21 protein-coding genes are annotated in these 20158 nt (G+C 60.8%); 17 read left to right on the forward strand and 4 right to left on the reverse strand.

Annotation, left to right across the window (positions count from 1 at the left end):
• Window positions 1-3 precede the first annotated feature (3 nt).
• The 9 genes from NKH71_RS28975 to NKH71_RS29015 all read left to right on the forward strand — a co-directional run bounded on the left by NKH71_RS28975 (window position 4) and on the right by NKH71_RS29015 (window position 9358).
• Complete coding sequence (locus tag NKH71_RS28975) at window positions 4-1332, forward strand: cation diffusion facilitator family transporter (protein WP_352895619.1); 1329 nt, start codon at window positions 4-6, stop codon at window positions 1330-1332.
• 66 nt (window positions 1333-1398) lie between these two features.
• Window positions 1399-2721 (forward strand): MFS transporter, encoded by a 1323-nt coding sequence (locus tag NKH71_RS28980; protein WP_352895621.1) that lies wholly within the window; start codon window positions 1399-1401, stop codon window positions 2719-2721.
• A 9-nt stretch (window positions 2722-2730) separates the two neighbouring features.
• Window positions 2731-3171: a YqaA family protein gene (locus tag NKH71_RS28985; RefSeq protein WP_352895623.1), complete on the forward strand. Its 441-nt coding sequence runs from the start codon at window positions 2731-2733 to the stop codon at window positions 3169-3171.
• 132 nt (window positions 3172-3303) lie between these two features.
• Window positions 3304-4866 carry an ABC transporter substrate-binding protein gene (locus NKH71_RS28990; protein WP_352895625.1) on the forward strand — a complete coding sequence of 521 codons (1563 nt, stop codon included), beginning with the start codon at window positions 3304-3306 and terminating at the stop codon, window positions 4864-4866.
• A 28-nt stretch (window positions 4867-4894) separates the two neighbouring features.
• Window positions 4895-5836, forward strand: coding sequence for an ABC transporter permease (locus NKH71_RS28995; RefSeq protein WP_352895627.1), 942 nt, complete (start codon window positions 4895-4897; stop codon window positions 5834-5836).
• A gap of 4 nt (window positions 5837-5840) precedes the next feature.
• Window positions 5841-6752: an ABC transporter permease gene (locus tag NKH71_RS29000; protein ID WP_352895629.1), complete on the forward strand. Its 912-nt coding sequence runs from the start codon at window positions 5841-5843 to the stop codon at window positions 6750-6752.
• Complete coding sequence (locus tag NKH71_RS29005) at window positions 6749-7762, forward strand: ABC transporter ATP-binding protein (protein ID WP_352895630.1); 1014 nt, start codon at window positions 6749-6751, stop codon at window positions 7760-7762. The genes NKH71_RS29000 and NKH71_RS29005 overlap by 4 nt, the downstream gene beginning before the upstream one ends.
• Window positions 7755-8738 (forward strand): oligopeptide/dipeptide ABC transporter ATP-binding protein, encoded by a 984-nt coding sequence (locus tag NKH71_RS29010; RefSeq protein ID WP_352895632.1) that lies wholly within the window; start codon window positions 7755-7757, stop codon window positions 8736-8738. The genes NKH71_RS29005 and NKH71_RS29010 overlap by 8 nt, the downstream gene beginning before the upstream one ends.
• 92 nt (window positions 8739-8830) lie before the next feature.
• Window positions 8831-9358 carry a hypothetical protein gene (locus NKH71_RS29015; RefSeq protein ID WP_352895634.1) on the forward strand — a complete coding sequence of 176 codons (528 nt, stop codon included), beginning with the start codon at window positions 8831-8833 and terminating at the stop codon, window positions 9356-9358.
• A 46-nt stretch (window positions 9359-9404) separates the two neighbouring features.
• Here the strand turns inward: NKH71_RS29015 and NKH71_RS29020 are convergent, their stop codons facing one another.
• Window positions 9405-10193 carry a sulfite exporter TauE/SafE family protein gene (locus NKH71_RS29020; RefSeq protein WP_352895659.1) on the reverse strand — a complete coding sequence of 263 codons (789 nt, stop codon included), beginning with the start codon at window positions 10191-10193 and terminating at the stop codon, window positions 9405-9407.
• A gap of 374 nt (window positions 10194-10567) precedes the next feature.
• Here NKH71_RS29020 and NKH71_RS29025 point away from each other — a divergent pair, with 374 nt between their 5' ends.
• Entirely contained in the window at window positions 10568-11197 is a 630-nt protein-coding gene (locus tag NKH71_RS29025; RefSeq protein ID WP_352895660.1) for a DUF1007 family protein, read from the forward strand.
• A gap of 21 nt (window positions 11198-11218) precedes the next feature.
• Window positions 11219-11932: a HoxN/HupN/NixA family nickel/cobalt transporter gene (locus NKH71_RS29030; RefSeq protein WP_352895636.1), complete on the forward strand. Its 714-nt coding sequence runs from the start codon at window positions 11219-11221 to the stop codon at window positions 11930-11932.
• Between the two features lie 371 nt (window positions 11933-12303).
• Here the strand turns inward: NKH71_RS29030 and NKH71_RS29035 are convergent, their stop codons facing one another.
• Window positions 12304-12519 (reverse strand): DUF1127 domain-containing protein, encoded by a 216-nt coding sequence (locus tag NKH71_RS29035; protein ID WP_352895638.1) that lies wholly within the window; start codon window positions 12517-12519, stop codon window positions 12304-12306.
• 119 nt (window positions 12520-12638) lie between these two features.
• On the opposite strand from NKH71_RS29035, the gene NKH71_RS29040 reads away from it, so the two are divergent.
• The 3 genes from NKH71_RS29040 to NKH71_RS29050 all read left to right on the forward strand — a co-directional run bounded on the left by NKH71_RS29040 (window position 12639) and on the right by NKH71_RS29050 (window position 15545).
• A complete protein-coding gene (locus NKH71_RS29040; protein ID WP_352895640.1) occupies window positions 12639-13544 on the forward strand; it encodes a transcriptional regulator GcvA in 906 nt (301 codons plus the stop codon).
• Window positions 13545-13825: 281 nt separating this feature from the next.
• A complete protein-coding gene (locus tag NKH71_RS29045) occupies window positions 13826-13966 on the forward strand; it encodes a hypothetical protein (protein ID WP_352538286.1) in 141 nt (46 codons plus the stop codon).
• Between the two features lie 235 nt (window positions 13967-14201).
• Entirely contained in the window at window positions 14202-15545 is a 1344-nt protein-coding gene (locus NKH71_RS29050; RefSeq protein ID WP_352895642.1) for a hemolysin family protein, read from the forward strand.
• A gap of 411 nt (window positions 15546-15956) precedes the next feature.
• On the opposite strand, the gene NKH71_RS29055 is transcribed toward NKH71_RS29050, so the two are convergent.
• Complete coding sequence (locus NKH71_RS29055; RefSeq protein ID WP_352895644.1) at window positions 15957-16484, reverse strand: DedA family protein; 528 nt, start codon at window positions 16482-16484, stop codon at window positions 15957-15959.
• Here NKH71_RS29055 and NKH71_RS29060 point away from each other — a divergent pair.
• Both NKH71_RS29060 and NKH71_RS29065 read left to right on the forward strand, forming a co-directional pair.
• Window positions 16461-16823, forward strand: coding sequence for a hypothetical protein (locus NKH71_RS29060; RefSeq protein ID WP_352895662.1), 363 nt, complete (start codon window positions 16461-16463; stop codon window positions 16821-16823). The genes NKH71_RS29055 and NKH71_RS29060 overlap by 24 nt on opposite strands.
• 194 nt (window positions 16824-17017) lie before the next feature.
• A complete protein-coding gene (locus NKH71_RS29065) occupies window positions 17018-17323 on the forward strand; it encodes a hypothetical protein (RefSeq protein ID WP_352895646.1) in 306 nt (101 codons plus the stop codon).
• On the opposite strand, the gene NKH71_RS29070 is transcribed toward NKH71_RS29065, so the two are convergent.
• A complete protein-coding gene (locus NKH71_RS29070; protein ID WP_352895648.1) occupies window positions 17320-17448 on the reverse strand; it encodes a hypothetical protein in 129 nt (42 codons plus the stop codon). The genes NKH71_RS29065 and NKH71_RS29070 overlap by 4 nt on opposite strands.
• Window positions 17449-18924: 1476 nt before the next feature.
• Between NKH71_RS29070 and NKH71_RS29075 the strand changes: the two genes are divergently transcribed.
• Window positions 18925-19893, forward strand: coding sequence for a LysR family transcriptional regulator (locus NKH71_RS29075; RefSeq protein ID WP_352895650.1), 969 nt, complete (start codon window positions 18925-18927; stop codon window positions 19891-19893).
• The last annotated feature ends 265 nt before the right edge of the window (window positions 19894-20158 follow it).

The following is a 20158-nucleotide window of genomic DNA, read 5'->3' on the forward strand; positions in this document are numbered from 1 at the left end:
GCCATGATGGACAAAGTTCGCGATTGGTTCGGGTTTGGCCCGATGACGCATGGCATGGGGGGCCACGGACATGATCACGGTGATGGTGGCCATGGCCACACACACGGCGTTATCGATCCGACGATCGCCACGACGACACGTGGCATCTGGGCGATCAAATGGTCGTTCGTCGTTCTGGCCATCACAGCAGCGCTTCAGCTCGTGGTCGTGTTCCTCTCCGGCAGCGTGGCGCTGCTGGCCGACACGATCCACAATGTCGGCGACGCGGCCACTGCCATTCCGCTGTGGATCGCGTTCGCGCTGGCCCGCCGCAAACCGAGCAAGACGTTCACCTACGGGCTGGGCCGGGTCGAGGATCTGGCCGGGATCATCATCGTTCTCATCATCCTCTTCAGTGCCATCGTCGCCGGCTACGAGGCGATCGATCGCCTGATCAATCCGCGTCCCATCACATTTCTTGGCTGGGTCGCCATCGCCGGCCTCATAGGCTTCATCGGCAACGAGGCCGTCGCTGTGTTCCGTATCCGTGTCGGCCGCGAGATCAACAGCGCGGCACTGATCGCCGACGGCTATCATGCGCGCACCGACGGCTTTACCAGTCTGGCGGTCGTGCTGGGCGCTATCGGCGTCTGGCTGGGCTTTCCGCTTGCCGATCCGATCGTCGGGCTGCTGATCACCGTGGCGATCTTCGCCATCGTCTGGCAGTCGTCGAAAGCCGTATTGACCCGCATGCTCGACGGAGTCGAGCCCGGCGTCATCGACGAAATCCATCATGCCGCCGAACACGTGTCGGGCATCGGGCGCGTTGAAAGCGTGCAGGCGCGCTGGATCGGACATCGTCTGCATGCGGACGTCGCCATCAGTGTTCCGGGGATGGCAACCGCCAAGGACGTGCTGGGCGTAACCGAAGCCCTCAAGGAGGAGCTGTTCGCTCACCTGCCGGCGTTGGCGGAAGCCAATGTCCGCCTGATGAGCCCGGCCGGGCCGGCCGCGGAAACCTCTCATGCTCACCATCATGCGCCGGAGCCCTTCAAGGTAGTCTGCGATCTGGCTGAAGGGACATTGGAAATCGTCGATACACCGGCGGGCGAGCGGATGCGGCTGACTATCGATCGTCACGCCGATGACTTGGCGGCGACGGTGATAGTCGACCGGCCCGAAGGGCCAGAGACGCTTCCCCTCGATCCCGTTGCAGACAACCATCATCGGCTTGAGAGCACCGTCGCCCCTGCTGAGCCGCATGAGTTCCAGGCGAGGTTGATCCTGGTCGCGAAGGGTCGCGAGCAGGTGCTGCCGTTCAAGATGGTCGAGCCGGAAGGCCACCACCACTGAGACAGGCGGGCTGTCGCGCTACTTTCCTGGCTCGACGACCCCCAATCCGCTGCAAGAAGGCAAAATATGCTTCAGGTCCTGGCCAATCGCACTTACCGTCATCTCTTCCTGGCCCAGGTCATCGCCCTGATCGGCACTGGCCTTGCCACCGTGGCGCTCGGGCTGCTGGCCTATGATCTTGCCGGCGCCGATGCCGGCGCGGTGCTCGGCACGGCACTTGCCATCAAGATGATCGCCTATGTCGGCGTGGCGCCTGTCGCTGCTGCGTTCGCAGAGCGCCTGCCACGCCGTACCATGCTGGTTTCGCTCGACCTCATCCGGGCTGCAGTCGCGGTGTTCCTGCCCTTTGTCACCGAAGTCTGGCAGGTATATCTTCTCATCTTCGTCCTGCAGTCGGCGTCGGCAGGCTTCACTCCGGCCTTCCAGGCCTCTATTCCTGACGTGCTGCCCGAGGAGAAGGACTACACGCGAGCCCTGTCGCTGTCGCGACTGGCCTACGACCTGGAAAGCGTCGTCAGTCCCATGCTGGCGGCGGCGCTGCTTTCCGTCATCAGCTTCCATAGCCTGTTTGCCGGTACGGTTATCGGCTTTCTCGCCTCGGCGGCGCTGGTGGTGTCGGTGGTCCTGCCGAGCCCTAAACCGTCGCAGCAGCGCGGCGTTTACGATCGTACCACGCGCGGATTGCGCATCTATCTGGCGACGCCGCGGTTGCGCGGGCTGCTGGCCCTTAACGTTGCCGTCGCGGCGGCAAGCGCGATGGTGATCGTCAACACGGTCGTCCTGGTTCAGGCACAGTTCGGCCTTTCGCAAAGTGACACGGCGCTGGCGCTCGCAGCGTTCGGCGGTGGATCGATGATTGCAGCTCTTGCCCTGCCGCGGCTGCTCGAGAACGTCCCCGACCGGCTTGCGATGCTCTCGGGCGCCGCGATCCTGGTCGTGGGCGTGCTGGTGGGACCTCTCGCCGGCAGTTACTATCTGCTACTGGCGCTCTGGTTCGTGCTCGGGCTCGGCTATTCGCTGGCGCAGACGCCTTCGGGCCGATTGATCAGGCGTTCCGCCGATGCCGTCGACCGGCCGGCTCTGTTTGCTGCCCAATTCGCGCTTTCGCATGCCTGCTGGTTGATTACCTATCCCATTGCCGGTCGCGTCGGTGCGGCAATGGGATTGCCTTTCACATTCATTCTGCTCGGCGTCATAGGCGCCGTCGCCCTGGCTGCCGCAGTCTGGCTCTGGCCGAAACACGATCCCGACGTGCTTGTGCATACGCATGTCGATCTGCCTGAGGACGACCGGCACATCGGCGACGCGGTATGGTCGGAAGCAGGCTACGAGCATTCGCATGGCTATGTCGTCGATGATCGGCACCCGAAATGGCCCAAGACAAGCTGAGAACTCAACATGCCTGGCGAGCTCGCCATCTATGTTGGTCTATTTCTGACCGCGTTCGCGGCGGCGACCATCCTGCCGATGCAATCGGAAGCAGCCCTTGCGGGACTGCTTCTGACAGAAAGCTATGCCCCGACTCCGCTCATCGCCTCCGCAAGCGCCGGCAATGTGCTCGGCTCGATCGTGAACTGGTGGCTCGGCCGGGGCGTCGATCGCTTTCGCGACCGCAAATGGTTCCCGGTGAAGCCCTCCGCGCTGACGCGCGCGACGCGATGGTATCAGCGCTATGGACGATGGTCGCTGCTGTTGAGCTGGTTGCCATTCGTTGGCGATCCGCTGACGGTTGTGGCGGGAGCGCTGCGAGAGCCATTCTGGAGCTTCCTTGCGATCGTCACGATCGCGAAGGTCGGCCGCTACCTCGCGCTGGCGGCGATGACGCTGAGCTGGATGTAGCGGCTCGTGGCAACATATCCGTGACCATCGCTTCTGACCTTGTTTTCGAGCGACGCAAACCGAATAAGTATAGACATATCGCATATCCGAATTAGGATGATTCAAAATCAATCAAAAATGGGGAACTGAAAAATGATCACTCTCGACCGCCGCAATTTTCTCGCCTCCACCGCTGGCCTCGCCTTCGTCGCCGCCTTTCCGCGCAGCGCCTTTTCCGAAACGCATGAAACGCTGAAGATTGCCATCGCTGCGGAGACCGGCGATCTAGACCTGCTGCAGAATGTTTCAACGCTGAGCACCTACACCATCGTCTTCGATGCGCTGATCCACTACGGCCAGAACGGTGCGCTTGAGCCGGGACTTGCCACCAAATGGACAGTCGCCGACGATCAGCTTTCGATCGCCTTCGATCTGCGTGAAGGCGTGACCTTCAGCGACGGCACGCCCTTCGATTCCACCGCAGCCGAATGGAACCTCAAGCGCTGGATGGGGGTGAGTGACTTCTCCTGGATTGGCGTCTCCGATGCGTACGACAGCATCGTCACCGACGGGCCGAACAAGTTGACGGTCAAGCTGAAGCGGCCGGTGCCGGCCGCATTGCTTGAACTCACCATCGTCCGCCCAGTTCGTTTTCTGTCGCCCAAGGCAGTCGACAAGGATGGCAAGCAGACGGCGCCGATCGGCACCGGTCCGTGGATCGTCGAAAAGTATGATTCGAGTGGCACCAGCCTCGTTCGCAACGACAAATACTGGGGCGAGAAGCCGCTCTTCAGCCGCATGGAATTGAAAGTGGTTCCAGATGAGCTCGCTCGCGCCAATGGTCTGCGCTCAGGCGACCTCGATGTCATCGGTGGCGACTGGGTGGCGACGCTGTCGCCGCGCCGCGCCCGTGCGCTGGAAAGCGACGGCATGAAGGTCGTAGCCGAGCCGGGCACCGCGACGATGCTGCTCGGCTATTCGCCGAAATCGAAGATCATCGCCGACAAGGCCGTCCGCGACGCCGTCTATGCATCGATCGACCGGGCGGCGATCGCCAAGGTGCTGTTCGAGGGCTTTGCCGACCCGGCCGCCGATCTCTTCCCGGCAAACGTGCCTTCGTCGGGCAAGCGGCATGACGTGCCGGTGCGCGACGTGGCGGTGGCCAAGAAGATCCTCGCCGACGGCGGCTGGGTCGACAGCGGCGGCGCCTGGACCAAGGCCGGTTCTCCTCTGACCATCGACTTTCTGGTTTCCGAAGAATCCCTGCCGGGGTCGCGGCGCATCGCCGAAATGATCCAGGGTCAGTTGTCCGAGGTCGGTTTCCAGGTCCAAGTGTCCTCGGTGGACAATGCCACCATGCATGAACGGCGGCCGGCCTTCGACTATGATCTCGCTTTCTTCACCACCTATGGCGCTCCCTATGACCCTCACGGAACCCTTGGCAATGCCTTCGTCTCGACGGCAGACAGCGGGCCTGACGGCAAGATCTACGTCTCGGACGCGCTCGACGGCGTGGTCAAGGCTGCGCTCGAGGCGAGCGGTGCCGAGCGCGACCTCAAGATGCAGGCCCTCTACGACTGGCTCTACGACAACACCGCCATCTGTCCGCTTGTCGTCAGCCAGCGACTGTGGGCCCACAATCCGCGCGCGGAGAATTTCTCGCTCCCGGCGACCGACTATGATCTGCCGTTCAAGGCGATAACGCTGAAGGCCTGAAGACTTCGAGCCCAAGCGAGGCCTGACGATGAAAAGCACGATCCTGCGACGGATGCTGCTTGCCTGCCTATTGATCCTGGCAGCATCCGCGCTGACATTCGCCCTGGTTGCGGCGGCGCCGGGTAATGTTGCAGCACTGATTGCCGAGCGTGCGGCGGGTCCCGGCGCGGACGCCGAAATGATAACCAAGATCGGCAACGAGCTTGGCCTTCATGACCCGCTGCCGATCCGCTATGGACGCTGGCTGGCCAGCGCGCTGGCCGGCGATTTCGGCATATCGCTGCGAACGGGAAAGCCGATTTCTCGGGAGTTTGCCGCCCGCATTCCGATGACGGCGGCTCTGCTTGCCGGCGGCGGCGTTCTCGCCTTCATCCTGTCGATCACGCTTGGCATCGCTGGCGCCGTCAGCAATGGCGGCGTGATGGACAGATTCCTGCACGCATTTTCGTTGATCGGCGCGTCGACCCCCAACTTCTTCGTGGCGGCGCTGCTGGTCATCGTGTTTTCGGTCATGCTGGGCTGGGTGCCCACCTTCGGGACAAGCGGCCTCACCTCGTGGCTTCTGCCATGGGTGACGATCGCGTTGTTCCCGGCGTCCGTGCTGAGCCGCGTCGTTCGGGTCAACCTCCAGGAAGCGATGTCGCGGCCGTTTGCGACAACGGGTTTTGCCAAGGGCTACACCAGGACGCAGGTGCTGCTGCGCGAGGCGCTGCCCAACATCGCCATTCCGTTCCTGACGACATTCGGGGCGCAATTCACGCTGATGATCATCGGATCGATCGTCGTCGAGACGGTATTTGCATTGCGCGGCGTCGGTGCCTTTTTCATCGAGGCGATACGCTTCCGCGACTTCATAGGCATGCAGTCGGTGCTGCTGCTGTTTGTCGTCTTTTTCGTCATGGTCAATTTCATCGTCGACATGATCTGCATCGTCGCGGATCCGCGAATGCGCCGCGCGCGGGGAGCATGAGGCAATGAACATTGCTGCTATCAGGGACATCAAGGACTGGCCGTGGCTGGTGCTGCTTCCCGTCATCGGCTTTGTGCTGGTCGGCATCTTCGCTCCGGTAATCATGCCTTACGATCCAAGCGCGCAGGACTATTCGGCGACACTGGAGGGCGTGAGCTGGAGCCACTGGCTCGGCACCGACTATCTCGGCCGTGACGTCTTGAGCCGCATCGTCGGTGGCGCCCGCATTTCCCTGGTGGCGATGGTGATCGTGCTTGTCGCCGCGCTGGCGATCGGGGTCACGATCGGCTCCTTCGCCGGCTATGTCGGCGGCCGTGTCGAGCTCGTCCTTATCAGCATCATCGATATTGCGCTGGCACTTCCGAGTCTGGTGATCGCGCTGGCGTTGATCGGCATTCTGGGCACGGGCTATTGGTCGATGATCACAGCGCTCACCTTGGCGTGGTGGGCGAACTATGCCCGCATGAGCCGCGCCGTCGTCACCGCCGAGCTGCAGCAGCCCTATATCGAGGCGGCCCGCGTCATGGGCGCCGGCCATCTCTGGATCTTTGTCCGCCATATCCTGCCGCATGTACTTGCCCTGGTCGTCGTCTATGCAAGCGCCGACGCCGGCGCTCTTGTCCTGGCCATCGCTACCCTCAGCTTTCTTGGACTTGGCGTCGCGCCGCCAACGCCGGAGTGGGGCCAGATGCTCGTCGACGGCATGAGCTACATCGAGGAGGTTCCACGCCTTGTCGTGCTGCCAGGGCTCGCACTGACACTTGTCGTCGTCAGCTTCAATCTGCTTGGCGAAGCCTTCGCGCTGCAAAAGGTGCCACGACCGGTTCGCGGCAGAACGCTGCGTAAAAGAAAACTGGCGCGCGCCCGTGAAGAGACGGAACGCAACGCCGTCGAAACCGGGACGACTTCAGCATGAGTGACAATCAGCCGCTCTATGCGATCGAAAATTTGGTCATCGATCTTTACGCCACCACCGTTTCGGTGCGGGCGGTGGACGGGGTGTCGTTCAACGTCCGTCCCGGAGAAACGGTCGCGGTCGTCGGCGAAAGCGGTTCGGGAAAGACCGTCATGACGCTCGGTCCGCTCGGCCTGCTGCCCGAGGGCGTGACCGTGGACATGAAAGGGTCAGCGCGAGCCGACGGAAGCGAACTACTCAGCATCGGTTCCCGGCAATTGTCGGACCTGCGCGGGCGCTATTTCGGCGTGATTTTCCAGGACCCGATGAGCGCGTTGAACCCGATGCTGAAAATCGGCCCGCAGCTGGCACGCCAGGCGCGCCGCTTCGCCGGCCTGTCGCGTGCGGCTGCGCGCAGGCAAGCGGTTTCGCTTCTGGCGCGCTCAGGCATTCCGGACCCCGAGGATCGCTACAACCGCTATCCGCACGAAATGTCGGGCGGCATGCTTCAGCGTGCGATGATCGCGCTGGCGCTTGCGGCGCGGCCGCGCGTGCTGATTGCCGACGAGCCGACAACGGCGCTGGACGCCACGGTCCAGGCGCAAATCCTGGAGCTCATCCGTCAGATCCAGCGCGAGGATGGCATCGCGGTCGTGCTGATCACGCACGATATCGGCGTGGTCGCTTCCGTCGCCGATCGCGTCATCGTGCTTTACGCCGGCCAGGTGGCGGAGGAGGGGACGGCGATGGATGTGCTGACCCGGCCGGTCCATCCCTATACGCGCGGGCTGCTCGCATCGGTGCCGGATTTTCGCGCCGACGAACGCGCGGCGACCCGCGAGATACCGGGCCTGCCGCCAAACCAGATCCGGCTGGAACCGGGTTGCCGGTTTGCCGAGCGCTGCGAACTGGTCGAGGCTGGTTGCCGGCTACACCGGCCGCCTCTGCAGACGATATCCGCGTCCACAAGCCCGCACCGTGTCGCTTGCCCGGTCGTGCTGAAACGAGAGGGGATCGCCGTCCATGTCTGATGCCGCGGCGATCGAGGTCAGGGGATTGAAGGTGCATTTCGCCAACCGTTCGGGTGCCGGCGCGGTGCGGGCGGTCGATGGCATAGACCTGACGGTCGCGCGCGGCGCGTTCCACGGCATCGTCGGCGAGTCCGGCTGCGGCAAGACCACGCTGGCCCGTACCATCGTCGGTTTGCAGAAGGAGAGCGAAGGTACCGTTCTGATTGGAGGAAGGAATCGCGCCGAATGGTTGAAATCGGACAGGAAGTCGTTCAGCCGCGAGGTCCAGTTCGTCTTCCAGGACCCCTTGGGGTCGATGAGCCGCCGCCAGTCCGTCTTTCAGACATTGGAGGAACCGCTGCAGATCCATCGCTTCGGTTCATCAGTCGAGCGCCGGCGCCGCATCGCCGAGCTTCTGGATCTGGTTGCGCTGCCTGAGACGGTGCTCGATCGGCTTCCACGCTCGCTTTCCGGCGGTCAGCGCCAGCGCGTTTCGATTGCGCGCGCGCTCGCGCTGAAGCCGTCCATACTGGTATGCGATGAGCCACTTAGCGCGCTCGACGTTTCGATCCGGGCGCAGATCGTCAACCTGTTCACGTCGCTGCAGAAACAGCTTGGCCTGACCATTGTCATTGTCGCGCATGATCTGGCGATCGTGCGCGAGGTCTGCTCGAACGTGACGGTGATGTATCTCGGCCGCATCTCGGAAGCCGGCCTGACCCGCCCGCTGTTTCGCGAGCCGGCCCATCCCTACAGCCAGGCGCTGCTGTCGGCTGTTCCTTCTCCCGATCCTCGCATCGAAGCCGGGCGCCGCCGGATCATTCTCGCCGGCGATCCGCCAAGTCCCAGCGCGCCGCCTCCGGGGTGCCGGTTCAACACGCGCTGTCCGGTGGCGATCGATGTCTGCCGGGTCGAGGAACCGATGCTGCGATCGGTGCCGCATGGCGGCGTTGCCGCCTGTCACCTTGCAGATAGCGCGCGCCGCCCGGTGATCTGAAAGAGGGTCATTGCTGGCTCTCTTGACCAAACTGCCAGAGGGTCCATCTTGATCGTGTGGATTGTTCCGTTCTCCTGACTGAGGCGCGCTGAATGTCGAAGGCATTTTTTGTCCTGGCGTTTGCGGCTATGTGGCTGACATCGCCGCTGGCGCATGCCGATAATGTCGATCTGGCGTTGGAAGCTTTTCACGGGATTTGTCTTGCCCATGGGCCTGACTTCGAGCGAACCGCCGCTGTAGCCGGAAGACGCGGATGGACACCGCTGTCCGGCGACGCAGCGCTTGCTCCGGTCGATGAGGTAGATGCTTTCCAGGGCTGGGAGGCGACTGGCGACGACCTGCCTGCCAGAACCATGATCGCGGTGACAAAAGCCACCTTGAACGGCAGGGCCGTGCAAACCTGCTCAATCAGGCTGTTCGATGTCGACCGTGCGGCTTTCGAGGAGCGTTTCTTCGCCCGGACTGATGCGGAAAAAATCGGCGAAGACAGAAAGGGAACGCAAGTCTCCAAACTCTACATATTGATTGCCGGCAATCGCAAGCAGCTTGTCCATTTGACGTCGCCAAGGTCCCGGATCAAGTCGAGCATGATCATTGCAAGCTCGATAGCCGATGATTAATCGGGGTGAACAGGCGGCCGATGGCGACCAAGTGATTCAGACGGTGCTACTCGTGGCGCCACACCTTGTAGGCCGAGATGACGAGGATAGCAGCCAACAGAGGCAGCAGCACTTTCTCTGGCACGATGCCTAGCAACATGCCGCCGATCCATGTTCCGACAATCGACCCCGCTGCAATCAGGATCACGAATGATTTGTTCCTCGCGATCACGGCAAAGTTTCTATCCTGCGAATAGCGGGTGAAACCGACCATCATCGTCGGAAGGCTCACCGCAAGCGACATGCTCCCGGCAAGCTTGATGTCGATCCCGAAAAGCAGGACGAGCGTGGGGATGAGCAGTTCCCCACCGGCCACACCTAGCAGCGACGCCACGACGCCGACGGCGAAGCCGGCGATGATCCCGGCAATGATCAAGGCCGGCCCGCTGAGAGGCGACAGGTTTGTTGCGCTCGGATCGTGGCCGAAGACTAAGACGATGGCGATTAGCAGCAGCAGTGCGGAAATCACCTTATAGAGAGTTTCGGATTTGAGCCTTGTTGCCCAACCCGCACCGAACCAGGCACCGGCTAGGCTACCCGCCAGCAGATTGAGAATGACCGGCCAATGAGCCGCGACCGCGGCTAAAGGCACGGTAGCGGCCCGGAAGGGCAGTGCAGACGCAACCACCACCAAACTGGTGGCCTTATTCAGAATTACCGCTTCAAGAGCGGCAAACCGGAACAGCCCGATGAGGAAGGGAAGCCGGAACTCTGCCCCGCCAAGGCCAATTAGTCCGCCAAGCGAACCGACGACCGCGCCAACCACAAATGCCAGTATTCCGCGCCGTTCGGCCATGTGGACGATATGCAGCAACGGTGTGTGAAATTCCAGTCCGCAATCCTCGGTGGCTCGTCTCTCGCAAGAGACGCGGACTTTTTGCGTTTGCAAGGAACTCGCGATAGGAACCATCCCTCGGCATCGATCCGGAGCAGGAAGTTGAGCGATAGGCAAAAGATCATCTGGATGATAGCGCTGGCATTCCTTGCCGGCCTCGCAGTGATCGTGCTCAACCACTCGCTGAAGGGCGACTTTGGGTAGCTGCTCCGGTATAAGTCACGCAGCATGGATGGCACGCAGAGAGTCCGTCCCATTTCGGCCTGCTTGCAATGGCAGACGTCTTGCCTGAACCCGGAAACGATGAAGTGCGAGTGAAAATGCGACTGGCAGGCATGGTATCAGGCGCGGCACTGCTGCTAGCTTCCACCGTGATGGTGAACGCCCATCCGCATGTCTTTGCCGAAGCGAAGCTGGATCTGACCGTCAGCCCAGACAAGACGGTCAAGTCGCTTCGACATCTCTGGCGTTTCGACGATCTCTTTTCCAGCACCGTGCTGATGGAATTCGACAAGAATTCCGACCTTGTCCTTGACGCCAAGGAACTCGATGAAGTCGCTCTCACCATCCATGCCTCGCTGGCCGAGTACAACTACTTTCAGATGGTGACCTTGAACGGCAAGGACGTGACGATGGCGCCGCCGCCGAAATTCAGCGTCAGCTATGAAAACGATCAACTCGTCGTCCAGTTCGAAACGCAGCCGAAGGACCCGTTGGCCCTGGATGGAAAAGTCAGCATCGGCGTATACGATCCGACCTTCTACACGGCAATCGATTTCACCGACGACGATAAGATTGCGGTGGCTGGTCTGCCGCAAGGCTGCTCACGCGCCGTCGTACGTCCGGATCCCGACACGGCGATCGCGCAGAACCAGAAAAGCCTGACGGAAGCGTTCTTCACTGACCCGACGGGGACCAATCTCGGCAAGATTTTCGCGACACGTCTTGAGTTGACGTGTGGTTGACGCGGAGCCGATTCGATCGCCATGTTCCAGATGCTTGTCGAATTCCAGCGCACGATCTACTTGGCGCTGGCCGAGCAGATTAAACTGCTTTCGGCCGGCGGCGGCTGGCTGGCCTTCATGGCCTTTCTGCCGATGGGCGTGCTATTCGGTGCGGCGCATGCCCTGACGCCGGGTCATAGCAAAGCCGTTCTGGCAACGTATTTGGCCGGTTCGGACGCAAAGGTTTCGCGCGGCCTTCTGGTGTCTATGACGCTGTCCTTCACGCATGTCACGATTGCTGTGCTGATCGCGGCGCTCTCGCTTCCGTTGGTATCGATTGCCTTGGGCAGTGTTGGCCGCGCGCCCCTACTGGAAGATGTCAGTCGCGGCCTGCTCGGCCTGATCGGCGTCTGGATGCTCTGGCGCGCTTTGAGCCATGGCCATCACCACAAGCATGAAGGTGAAGCCGTCGGCGTCATGGCGGGCTTGATCCCGTGTCCACTCACGCTTTTTGTGATGACCTTCGCGATATCCAGAGGCGTTCCGGTCGCCGGCATCCTCTTCGCAATCACCATGATGGTCGGCGTGGCGTTGACGCTGTCTTGCGTAGCCGTGTTGTCGATCCTGTTTCGGGAGCGCCTGGTGCATTTCTTCGACAGCCGGCCACGCCTGTTTGATATCATATCCAGGACCATCGAAGGTATCGCCGGCCTCATTCTAGCTGGCGTAGCCGTTTGGCAAATCTCGTCGAACTGAGAAGGCATTTGACTTGGACGACCGATGCCTGATCGACATCATAGCGAAGGGCGGAATTCGAGGATAGCGGCCCGGATCCAAGTCATCCAGCATGCGCGGCAACAACGAGGCGATCGAGTTCCGGTACGAAGAGCGAGGTCCGAGCTCCGCTGGAAGTTGCCACACCTTGGACCAGCCCGAGCCCTTTTGGGCTGCGCTTACTGCGTCGATCGCGCCGTCTCCGCAGCTCCCATAGATTCGATCGCGCTTGCCGTCGAAGAAAACATCGTCAGCATCGCCGCAGGTATCGAGGCTCGCTGTCACCACACCAGTTGCCGCATCCAGCAAGGCAAGCGCGTGCTGCCCGCGAGGATGTCGTCCTCAGCCGAGAATTACGCCTGCCACGGCCACATTGCACATTCCTTCCGAATCTGAGCAGGGCTCAAACCCAAGTCTGCCAGCTGATGGTCTTCGAGTTCGGCCAGCTGTTCCCGTTGGCGATGGATTTCGATCCAGCGCGCCACCGATGCGATCGAGCGCACGAAATTTTCCATGACGCGATAGGCACTTGTCTGTGGCGCCGAACGCCTTGGCGTCTCAATCAACATTTCTCATCCTTCCGCAGTGCGCTGGTTGACGTGTGATGCGGAAATGCTCCAATCTGCCTGCGGGCGCAAAGCATGGTTTCTCTTGCTTGGCCCAATTTTTCTCATGACATGGTGCGAAATTGGCCCGCCGACTGCCATCACTCAACGCCCTCAAAGCCTTCGAGGCGGCGGCGCGCCACGAGAGCTTCACCAGGGCGGCGGACGAACTTTCCGTGACGCAGGGTGCGGTGAGCCATCAGGTGAAGGCGCTCGAGCTCGAATTGGGCATCAGGCTGTTCGATCGCGAACGTCAAAAGCTGAGCATCACGCGGGCCGGCCTCTCCTATCTGGAGGTGGTGCGCGATGCCTTCGACCGTATTGCTCTCGGCACGCAACGCATCCAGCATCTATCTCGGGCCGGAGCGCTGACGGTCAGCACGTCTCCCGACTTCGCCGCCAAGTGGTTGGTAAACCGCCTTGGCAGGTTTGCCGAGACGCATCCGGACATCGATCTCAGGATTTCCGCAACCATGCATCACGTCGACTTCGCCAGAGAGGACGTCGATCTTGCCGTGCGGCATGGCGATGGCAACTGGGCGGGGCATGATGTTGTCCGCCTGTGCTCCGAGCAACTGTTCGCGGTTTGCAGTCCCAAGCTTCACCAGCGGATGCGCGAGCCGTCCGATGTGCTGAAATTTCCTTTGCTGCATCTTGATGACCGAAAGGATTGGTCGGAATGGCTCGAGGCCGCCGGCGTGGTCGATACCGATCTCTCCCACGGACCGGTCTTGAACCGCGCCAGCATGGTCATAGACGCCGCTGTCGACGGCCAAGGTGTTGCACTCGCCCGCACCACGCTTGCGGCTTGGGACCTCATCAACGGGCGCCTCGTAAGACCATTCGCCACGGCTCTGCGATTGTCCAAGACCTACTGGATCGTCTGCCCCAAGGCGACGTCGATGCTCCCTAAAATTGCGACATTCCGTGACTGGCTGTTGGCTGAGACCGCCGATGATGTGCGCCGCCTCAAAACGCTCGGTCCATAGGCCTAAGATCGAATCGTGAAGGTCAAGCAGTCGGAAAAGTTACTCGCAAAGGGCTCAATTGTTCAACGGCTTCTGCGACGGGAGAACGTCCGGTTACCGGCCGCGAGAAGTAATTCGGACGAACGGCGATAAACGTGGATAAGAGTCCGCTAGCGCGCCAGCGCGACCTTCAGGATGGTGAGCCGCGATGTCCGGGGTGGCTATTCATACTGAGTTCAACCGCGACGAGACCGGATGCTGGCTCGCACCAGGCCCTACGGTGCGCCTCGGGAGATGATGAGATGACCGATCTTCAGAAGATCATTTGGATGATAGTGCTGGCGATCCTCGCCGGGATCGCGGTGATTTTACTAAATCACTGGATCAAAGGCGATCTGTCCGCAGCGCTGCCATTGACTTTGATCCCCGAGAAGCCAGTTTGAGCTCGGCCGGCATACCGGTTCATTTTTCTGTCTGATCTCGCCCGCCGCTTACGCCGGCGGGCTTTATGATAGGACAGGTCTGCAGAGAGGATTTGGTCATTCTGCCTCTCATTGACCGGCAGTCAGCGACGCTACCGTGATAGCTCCGCAATGATGTTCAAGGCCGAACGGCGGTTGCGCGATAGCGCCAAATACGCTTCAGAGATGACCGTAGCTTTTTCATACAGAGGATATCATGCGGGCGGACGATGGTAGTCTACGCGACATTCTTGGAATTTTGTTGGTTCTCGTACTCGTAGGCGCAAACGGCTTCTTTGTCGCCGCCGAGTTTGCCCTGGTAGCGGTACGCCGCAGCCGCGTCGACGAGCTTGCAACTGCCGGGCGCTTGAACGCCGGGCGGCTTCAAAAAGCCTTGGTCAATCTCGATGCCAATCTGGCCGCGACCCAGCTCGGCATCACCATTTCATCGCTGGCGCTCGGCTGGGTTGGTGAGCCCGCACTCGCCCATCTGATCGAGCCACTCCTCTTGGGGGTAATGGGGTCCCTGGCTACGGCAGCTTCGCATACGATCGCCGTCGCAATCGCCTTCATCATCATCACCGCTCTTCACATTGTCCTGGGGGAACTGGCGCCGAAAAGCCTGGCGCTTCAGCGCAGCGAGGGCACCGCACTCTGGGTCGTTCGCCCGCTCGGCCTGTTCCTTTTTCTGCTCAGGCCGGCGATTCTCGCTCTGAACGGTCTCGGCAATCTGGTGCTGCGTCTGTGCGGTCTGCGGCCGGGCACAGGGGAGGAGTCCTTGCATTCACCCGAAGAGTTGAAGCTGCTCGTGGCGGCAAGTCAGGAGGCAGGGCTGCTTCACCAGACTCAACAGGAACTGGTCGAGCGCGTCTTCAACATCGGCGATCGGCGCATCGCCGACATCATGACGCCGCGCCGCGATATCGACTGGATCGACACTGACGACAGCCCGGACGAGGTTCTGCGCACCATCCGCGAATGTCGCCATGAACAGCTTCTGGTCGGCCGTGGCGGGATCGACGAACCGCTCGGCATGATCCTGAAGAAGGATCTCCTCGACCAAGTGCTCGACGGGAAAACGCTCGATCCAATGGCGGTCATCCGCGACCCCGTGATCGTCCACGAAGGAACGCCAATATTCCGCGTCCTCGATCAGTTCAAGCGGGCGCCGGTGCGTCTGGCGATCGTCATCGACGAATATGGCGCCCTGGAGGGCATCGTCACCCAGACCGACTTACTCGAAGCCATCGCAGGCGACCTTCCGGACCTGGACGGTGAAGACCCCGATGTCGTCGAGCGTGATGACGGTTCCTTGCTGATCGACGGCATGATGCTGGCGCACGATGCCTTCGCTCGCCTGGGCTTTCGGTCAGGAGCGGCAGAGGGTGATTTTCACACGATCGCCGGGTTCGCCTTGTCCCAGCTAGGTCACCTTCCGGAAGCTGGTGAGCACTTTGACTATGAAGGCTGGCGCTTCGAGATCCTCGATATGGACGGGAGGCGGATCGACAAGCTGCTCGCGCGCCGCGATACCGCTACAGCCAAGCCTGCAGCCATTTGAGACCGAAAGCGCTGGAGGACGGTATGGCGGCGGCCTTTTGCGCGGTATATTTCGGCCTCCCGAAACCACGGCTGGCACCAATTTGCCCCCTATCCACAAACGCCCGCCAGCAAGCCTAGGACGCGTCTCCGCTCAAGCCACGGCGGCCAATGGAACGCCCGCTGGCTAGGCTCTACGCGTCGCGCTATATAGTCGATAGAACCGTGAATTGAGGGTTAGGATGGACGCCAAGGGTGCCTTCTGGTTGATTATTGGGGTCCTGGTGGTGCTAGTGGTGGCCTTCCTCACTGCAATGGCATTCGGGCTGCTATGACCCAGCCGGGCTGATCTACACATCCTATAGGCTGGCAGTTCGAGATCCTTGACATGGGCGGGAAGCGAATCGACAAGATGCCCGCCGCCGGGCGCCAGTCACGTCCACTGCTGCAGCCATTTGAGGCCGAAAGCGCCTGGGGCCAGTATGCCTGTCGCCCATAGGATCGCCGAGGCGACGTTGACGATCTGGAAGGTCAGGACGGGCATCTCGCAGATGCCCGCGACCAATGGCACGGATGCGCGCAAGGGGCCGAAGAAGCGCCCGAAGAACACGCCCGCCACGCCCCATCGCTCGAAGAAGAGGTGACCGCGTGGAATGACGTTCGGATAGCGCGACAGAGGCCAGTAGTGCGATACCCTGTCGCCCAGGCGAGTGCCGATCCAGAATGACAGCCAGTCGCCCACCGCAGCGCCGACGATGGCGGCCAGCCATAAGGGCCAGAACGCGATTCCGCTTTCGCCGATCAGGAAACCGACGCCAACAAGGATCACGGTTGCGGGAAGCAGCAGCGAAATGAACGCCAACGATTCCCCGAAGGCCAGCAAGAGCACCAGCGGAACGCCCCATGCCTGATGCGCCCGCATAAAAGCGATCGTCGCTTGAGTGATCTCATCGAGACTCATTCGTTGGTTGCCCTATCAAGGAGAGGGGTCGCGATACTAGAGCCAGCCCCGCCACTTGAACCACACCAGCGGCAGAATGGCGCCGAGAACGTTCAGACCTATCCCGTAGGGGTAGCCGAACGTGCTTCATTGCTTCCAGAAGAAGTCGAAGAAGGCAGGGAGACACCCAAGCACGAAATCGATCTCAGTGCGATTGAAGGCGGCCAAGGCGCACTACCGCGAAAACTACGGGAAAGGAACAAAGTCATGACAGAAGACATCACCGCCGAAGTGAGCGGCGGCAACGTGTTTGCGGACCTTGGCTTTGACAATCCCGAAGAGGAATTGCTTGTCTTATGACTTTCGCTGCCGAATGGGTCAGAAAGGAACGCTGAGAGAGGGTAGCCGCCCTCCCTCAGCGGCGAGGGTCGGATCGGTGGAATTGCTGACCGTTGGCGGGTCGAGCTAGAGTCGGATCGCCCTCGTCTTTCCCTTGAGGCCTGAACGGATACCCGGAGTTCGGCTCCGAATGACAAGCACAGGACAAGTGAAAGATGACCAACGATACCATCGGGATCGACATATCGAAAGACCATCTCGACGCCCACAGGCTGAGCGACGGCGCGAGCCGGCGTTTTGCCAACGACAGCCGCGGCCACAAGGCGTTCATGAGCTGGTTGAGCCCGAGCCGGTTGGACCCGCCCGGCGTACGCATCGTCTATGAGCCGACAGGTCCATATCACCGGGCCTTTGAGCGGAAGCTGGCGGCGGCTGGGCTTCGCAGTGACTCGACGCTATCGACGGTGTTGCAGCGCGCCAGCGTCGGCTCTCCAAGCCCCGTACCTAAGGCGCGTGCTTAGACCTCAATCCAAGCGTAGGCGGCACCAAAGATCCCGAACGTCAGAGCAATAAACCAAGCCCATCCCTTCAACGAGGCGCGCACGTCTTCAGGCTTTGCGCCTTTTTCATTGTCGTAGTCGTCCATAATCAGGCTCCATGTTTTCGATCTTGGATTTGGTACAAAATCAAGAGACGCTGGGCAACCCTCGTAGCTGTCGCAGCGGATTCGCCTTTGTACGGCGTGATATGCGCAGCCTAATACGTGGAGCAGGGTATCGGCCTGTCGAGGACCACATAGATAATCACAGTACCTAAAGCAGACTAATAATCGCCGCCTTGCGCCGTTTACGTCGGCACCGCCGATCTCCTGTATTTGCACGCTACGCCACTACGCCTCGACATAGGTGTTGAAACCACTTACGGCTCTCTTAATCATCCCCGTCCAGGGGCCGCCGATGTTCCCCAGATCGAAACGGCAATGAGCCGTTCGCGATCGAGTGCAGAAATGTTGCACTTCCCAAGATGTCTTTGCAGCATATCGAGGGCTGCGGCCTTGGAGCGCGAGGGGACTTGCCTACATCGCAGATGTCGTCGATATGAAGGTCGATGAGTTCGCCGAAGGTTTTCAGGCGCGCCGTACGTGATTTGGTCGGCGTCTCACCGCGATCGACCTGGCGCTCGGTTTCGGTTGCCCATCGCCGTGTGTCGTCCCGGCGCAGGAAGGTCTCGCTAACGTAGCGACCTTTGCGACGACTTGGACACGCCAGGAGCCGGACGAGAGCTTTGTGTAGGTGGCCATTTTTTCGTGTCCGCTCCGTGTGCACTGAGAGATCGAAACGCGGCGAAAAGGGTCGTATTCTGGCGTAAATTCGTGTGCGGGAGACCGTGTGCAAAAATCGCACACGAAAGTTCTGCTTCTCTTCTTTTTTCGTTCCCATGACAGAGCCGCCGACAGCCCTTTTCGGACGCTCTTCTGCCGCCGATATTGACCGTTGCTGTGCGGATGTTCGCCGGGATATCCGTGAACCGTATCGTCCGCTGCGGCGCTCAGTTTGCTTGGGGTTCTTGGAACCGTTTCGAACTTTCTGCCTTGCGCCTCCGGTCGAATTGCGCGTGTTCATGAGGGACGCTGGGGTGTCTCTTGGATTGGTCCCTAGTCCGCCCGCTCTCCCGAGGTAACGCGCATGCCAAATTGCGAGGCCGTCGCGCTTCATCGCATTATGCGTCGAGACATACATGCGGGGGAACTGTTCGCCACAGACGGCCGAGGATCGTCGGTTCACTCTGCCGGGCAGTTGAACTCAAGCCTCGTTGCAAAAATCCTGCTGAGATCCGTGCCAAGTGGGATCGCTGAATCACGCGTCCGTGAGTTTTCTCTGATTTTGCGTGATCGCCGTGCCAGGATCGGGACGCTTGCGGGGCGCATCCTCGCGGCAGGTCGGCCACAACGCACCTCACGTTCGCCGCTGCAAAAAGGGCCCACATACGAACGACTCGCAACGTACTTATCTCACCAGCTATGACCTGCTTGCATGAGATTATTCCCCAGAGTTATTAGGTAGGGACAGTCGTCTGGCCTTAGCGTCAAGGATCTGGTTTTTGATAACAAGGGTCGTTCTGGATGGGCAATCGAAGTACCGCTGACCCAGGGAAACACGACGAATTCACTCCCCGCGAAATCGAGGTGTTCGCGTCGGTCATGCTGCACGGAACCACGACGAAGGCAGCTGACGCTCTGGACATCACGCAACCGGCAGTTAGCAAGATGCTGCAGCATCTTGCGGAGAAGGCCGGCTTTCTGCTCTTCAGGAAGAGCCGGCAACGTCTCATTCCGACCCCAGAAGCGCATATGCTGCACGCTGAAGTGCAACGGGTTTTTGAGTCGGCACGGGGTATTTCGCGTGCGGCTAGAGACATCCGTGAACTCCGCAGCGGCCGGCTGAACGTATGTGCATTACCAGCTTTTGGACTCACGCTCCTCCCGTCGCTGATCACCAGTTTTTCCAAACTTCATCCATCAGTCACGATCTCGCTGGAGATCCGTAGCTCGATAACCGTTATCCAACGGGCAAGCCGTAACCAGTTGGACATCGGAATCGGCGTTACCTCATCGGAAGAAAACCCATCGATCGTTCGCCGCGCCTTGACGGCAACGCCGCCGGTTTGCGTGATGCCTGCCGGCCACAAGCTCTCACAATTGCAGGTCATCCAGGCGGACGATCTCGACGGCATCAACTTCATTTCGATGGGATCATCAGATCCAATGCGGCGGCAACTCGACGCCTTGTGCGTGGAGCGTGGGGTGAACCGTTCACTCAAAGTGGAATCGAGCCTTTCCAGTACCTGCATCAGTCTCGTGGCGTGCGGCATGGGGGTAACCATCGTTGATCGCTTGTCCGCCTGGATGGCGCGTGATCTACCGATCGAGATCAGGGATTTCCGGCCCCATCTCGATCTCAATCTCAGCGTCTATCGACCATGGGGCGTGATCGCGTCCACGGCGGCCGATGCGTTCACCGAACATCTCATCCAGGGTACGCGCAGCTACATGAACGGGGTAGACGACGGCATCATGAACCTCGTGCGCTGAGTTCATAACTTTTCGCCCGATGCGCGCGGCCCCAACTCAATTGACCGATCTCGATCCCGAAGCGACTGTCGCCGCATCTGGCGGCAGCAAAAAACTCAGCTCGGCAAGGTCTCGCCGCCAATGCAACAGCACTGGAGACCAAATCGATGTCAGACATCCAAAGGTCGCGTCCCTACAGGTGGTGTAGCTCGGCGGTAGCGAAGCCGCTCGCGAGCGCGCCCTCGATAGCGCTGTAGCGAGCGAGCGGCTTTGCGGTGGTCATCGA

It is taken from the genome of Mesorhizobium sp. M0983, assembly GCF_040318975.1.
Classification (GTDB): Bacteria; Pseudomonadota; Alphaproteobacteria; order Rhizobiales; family Rhizobiaceae; genus Mesorhizobium.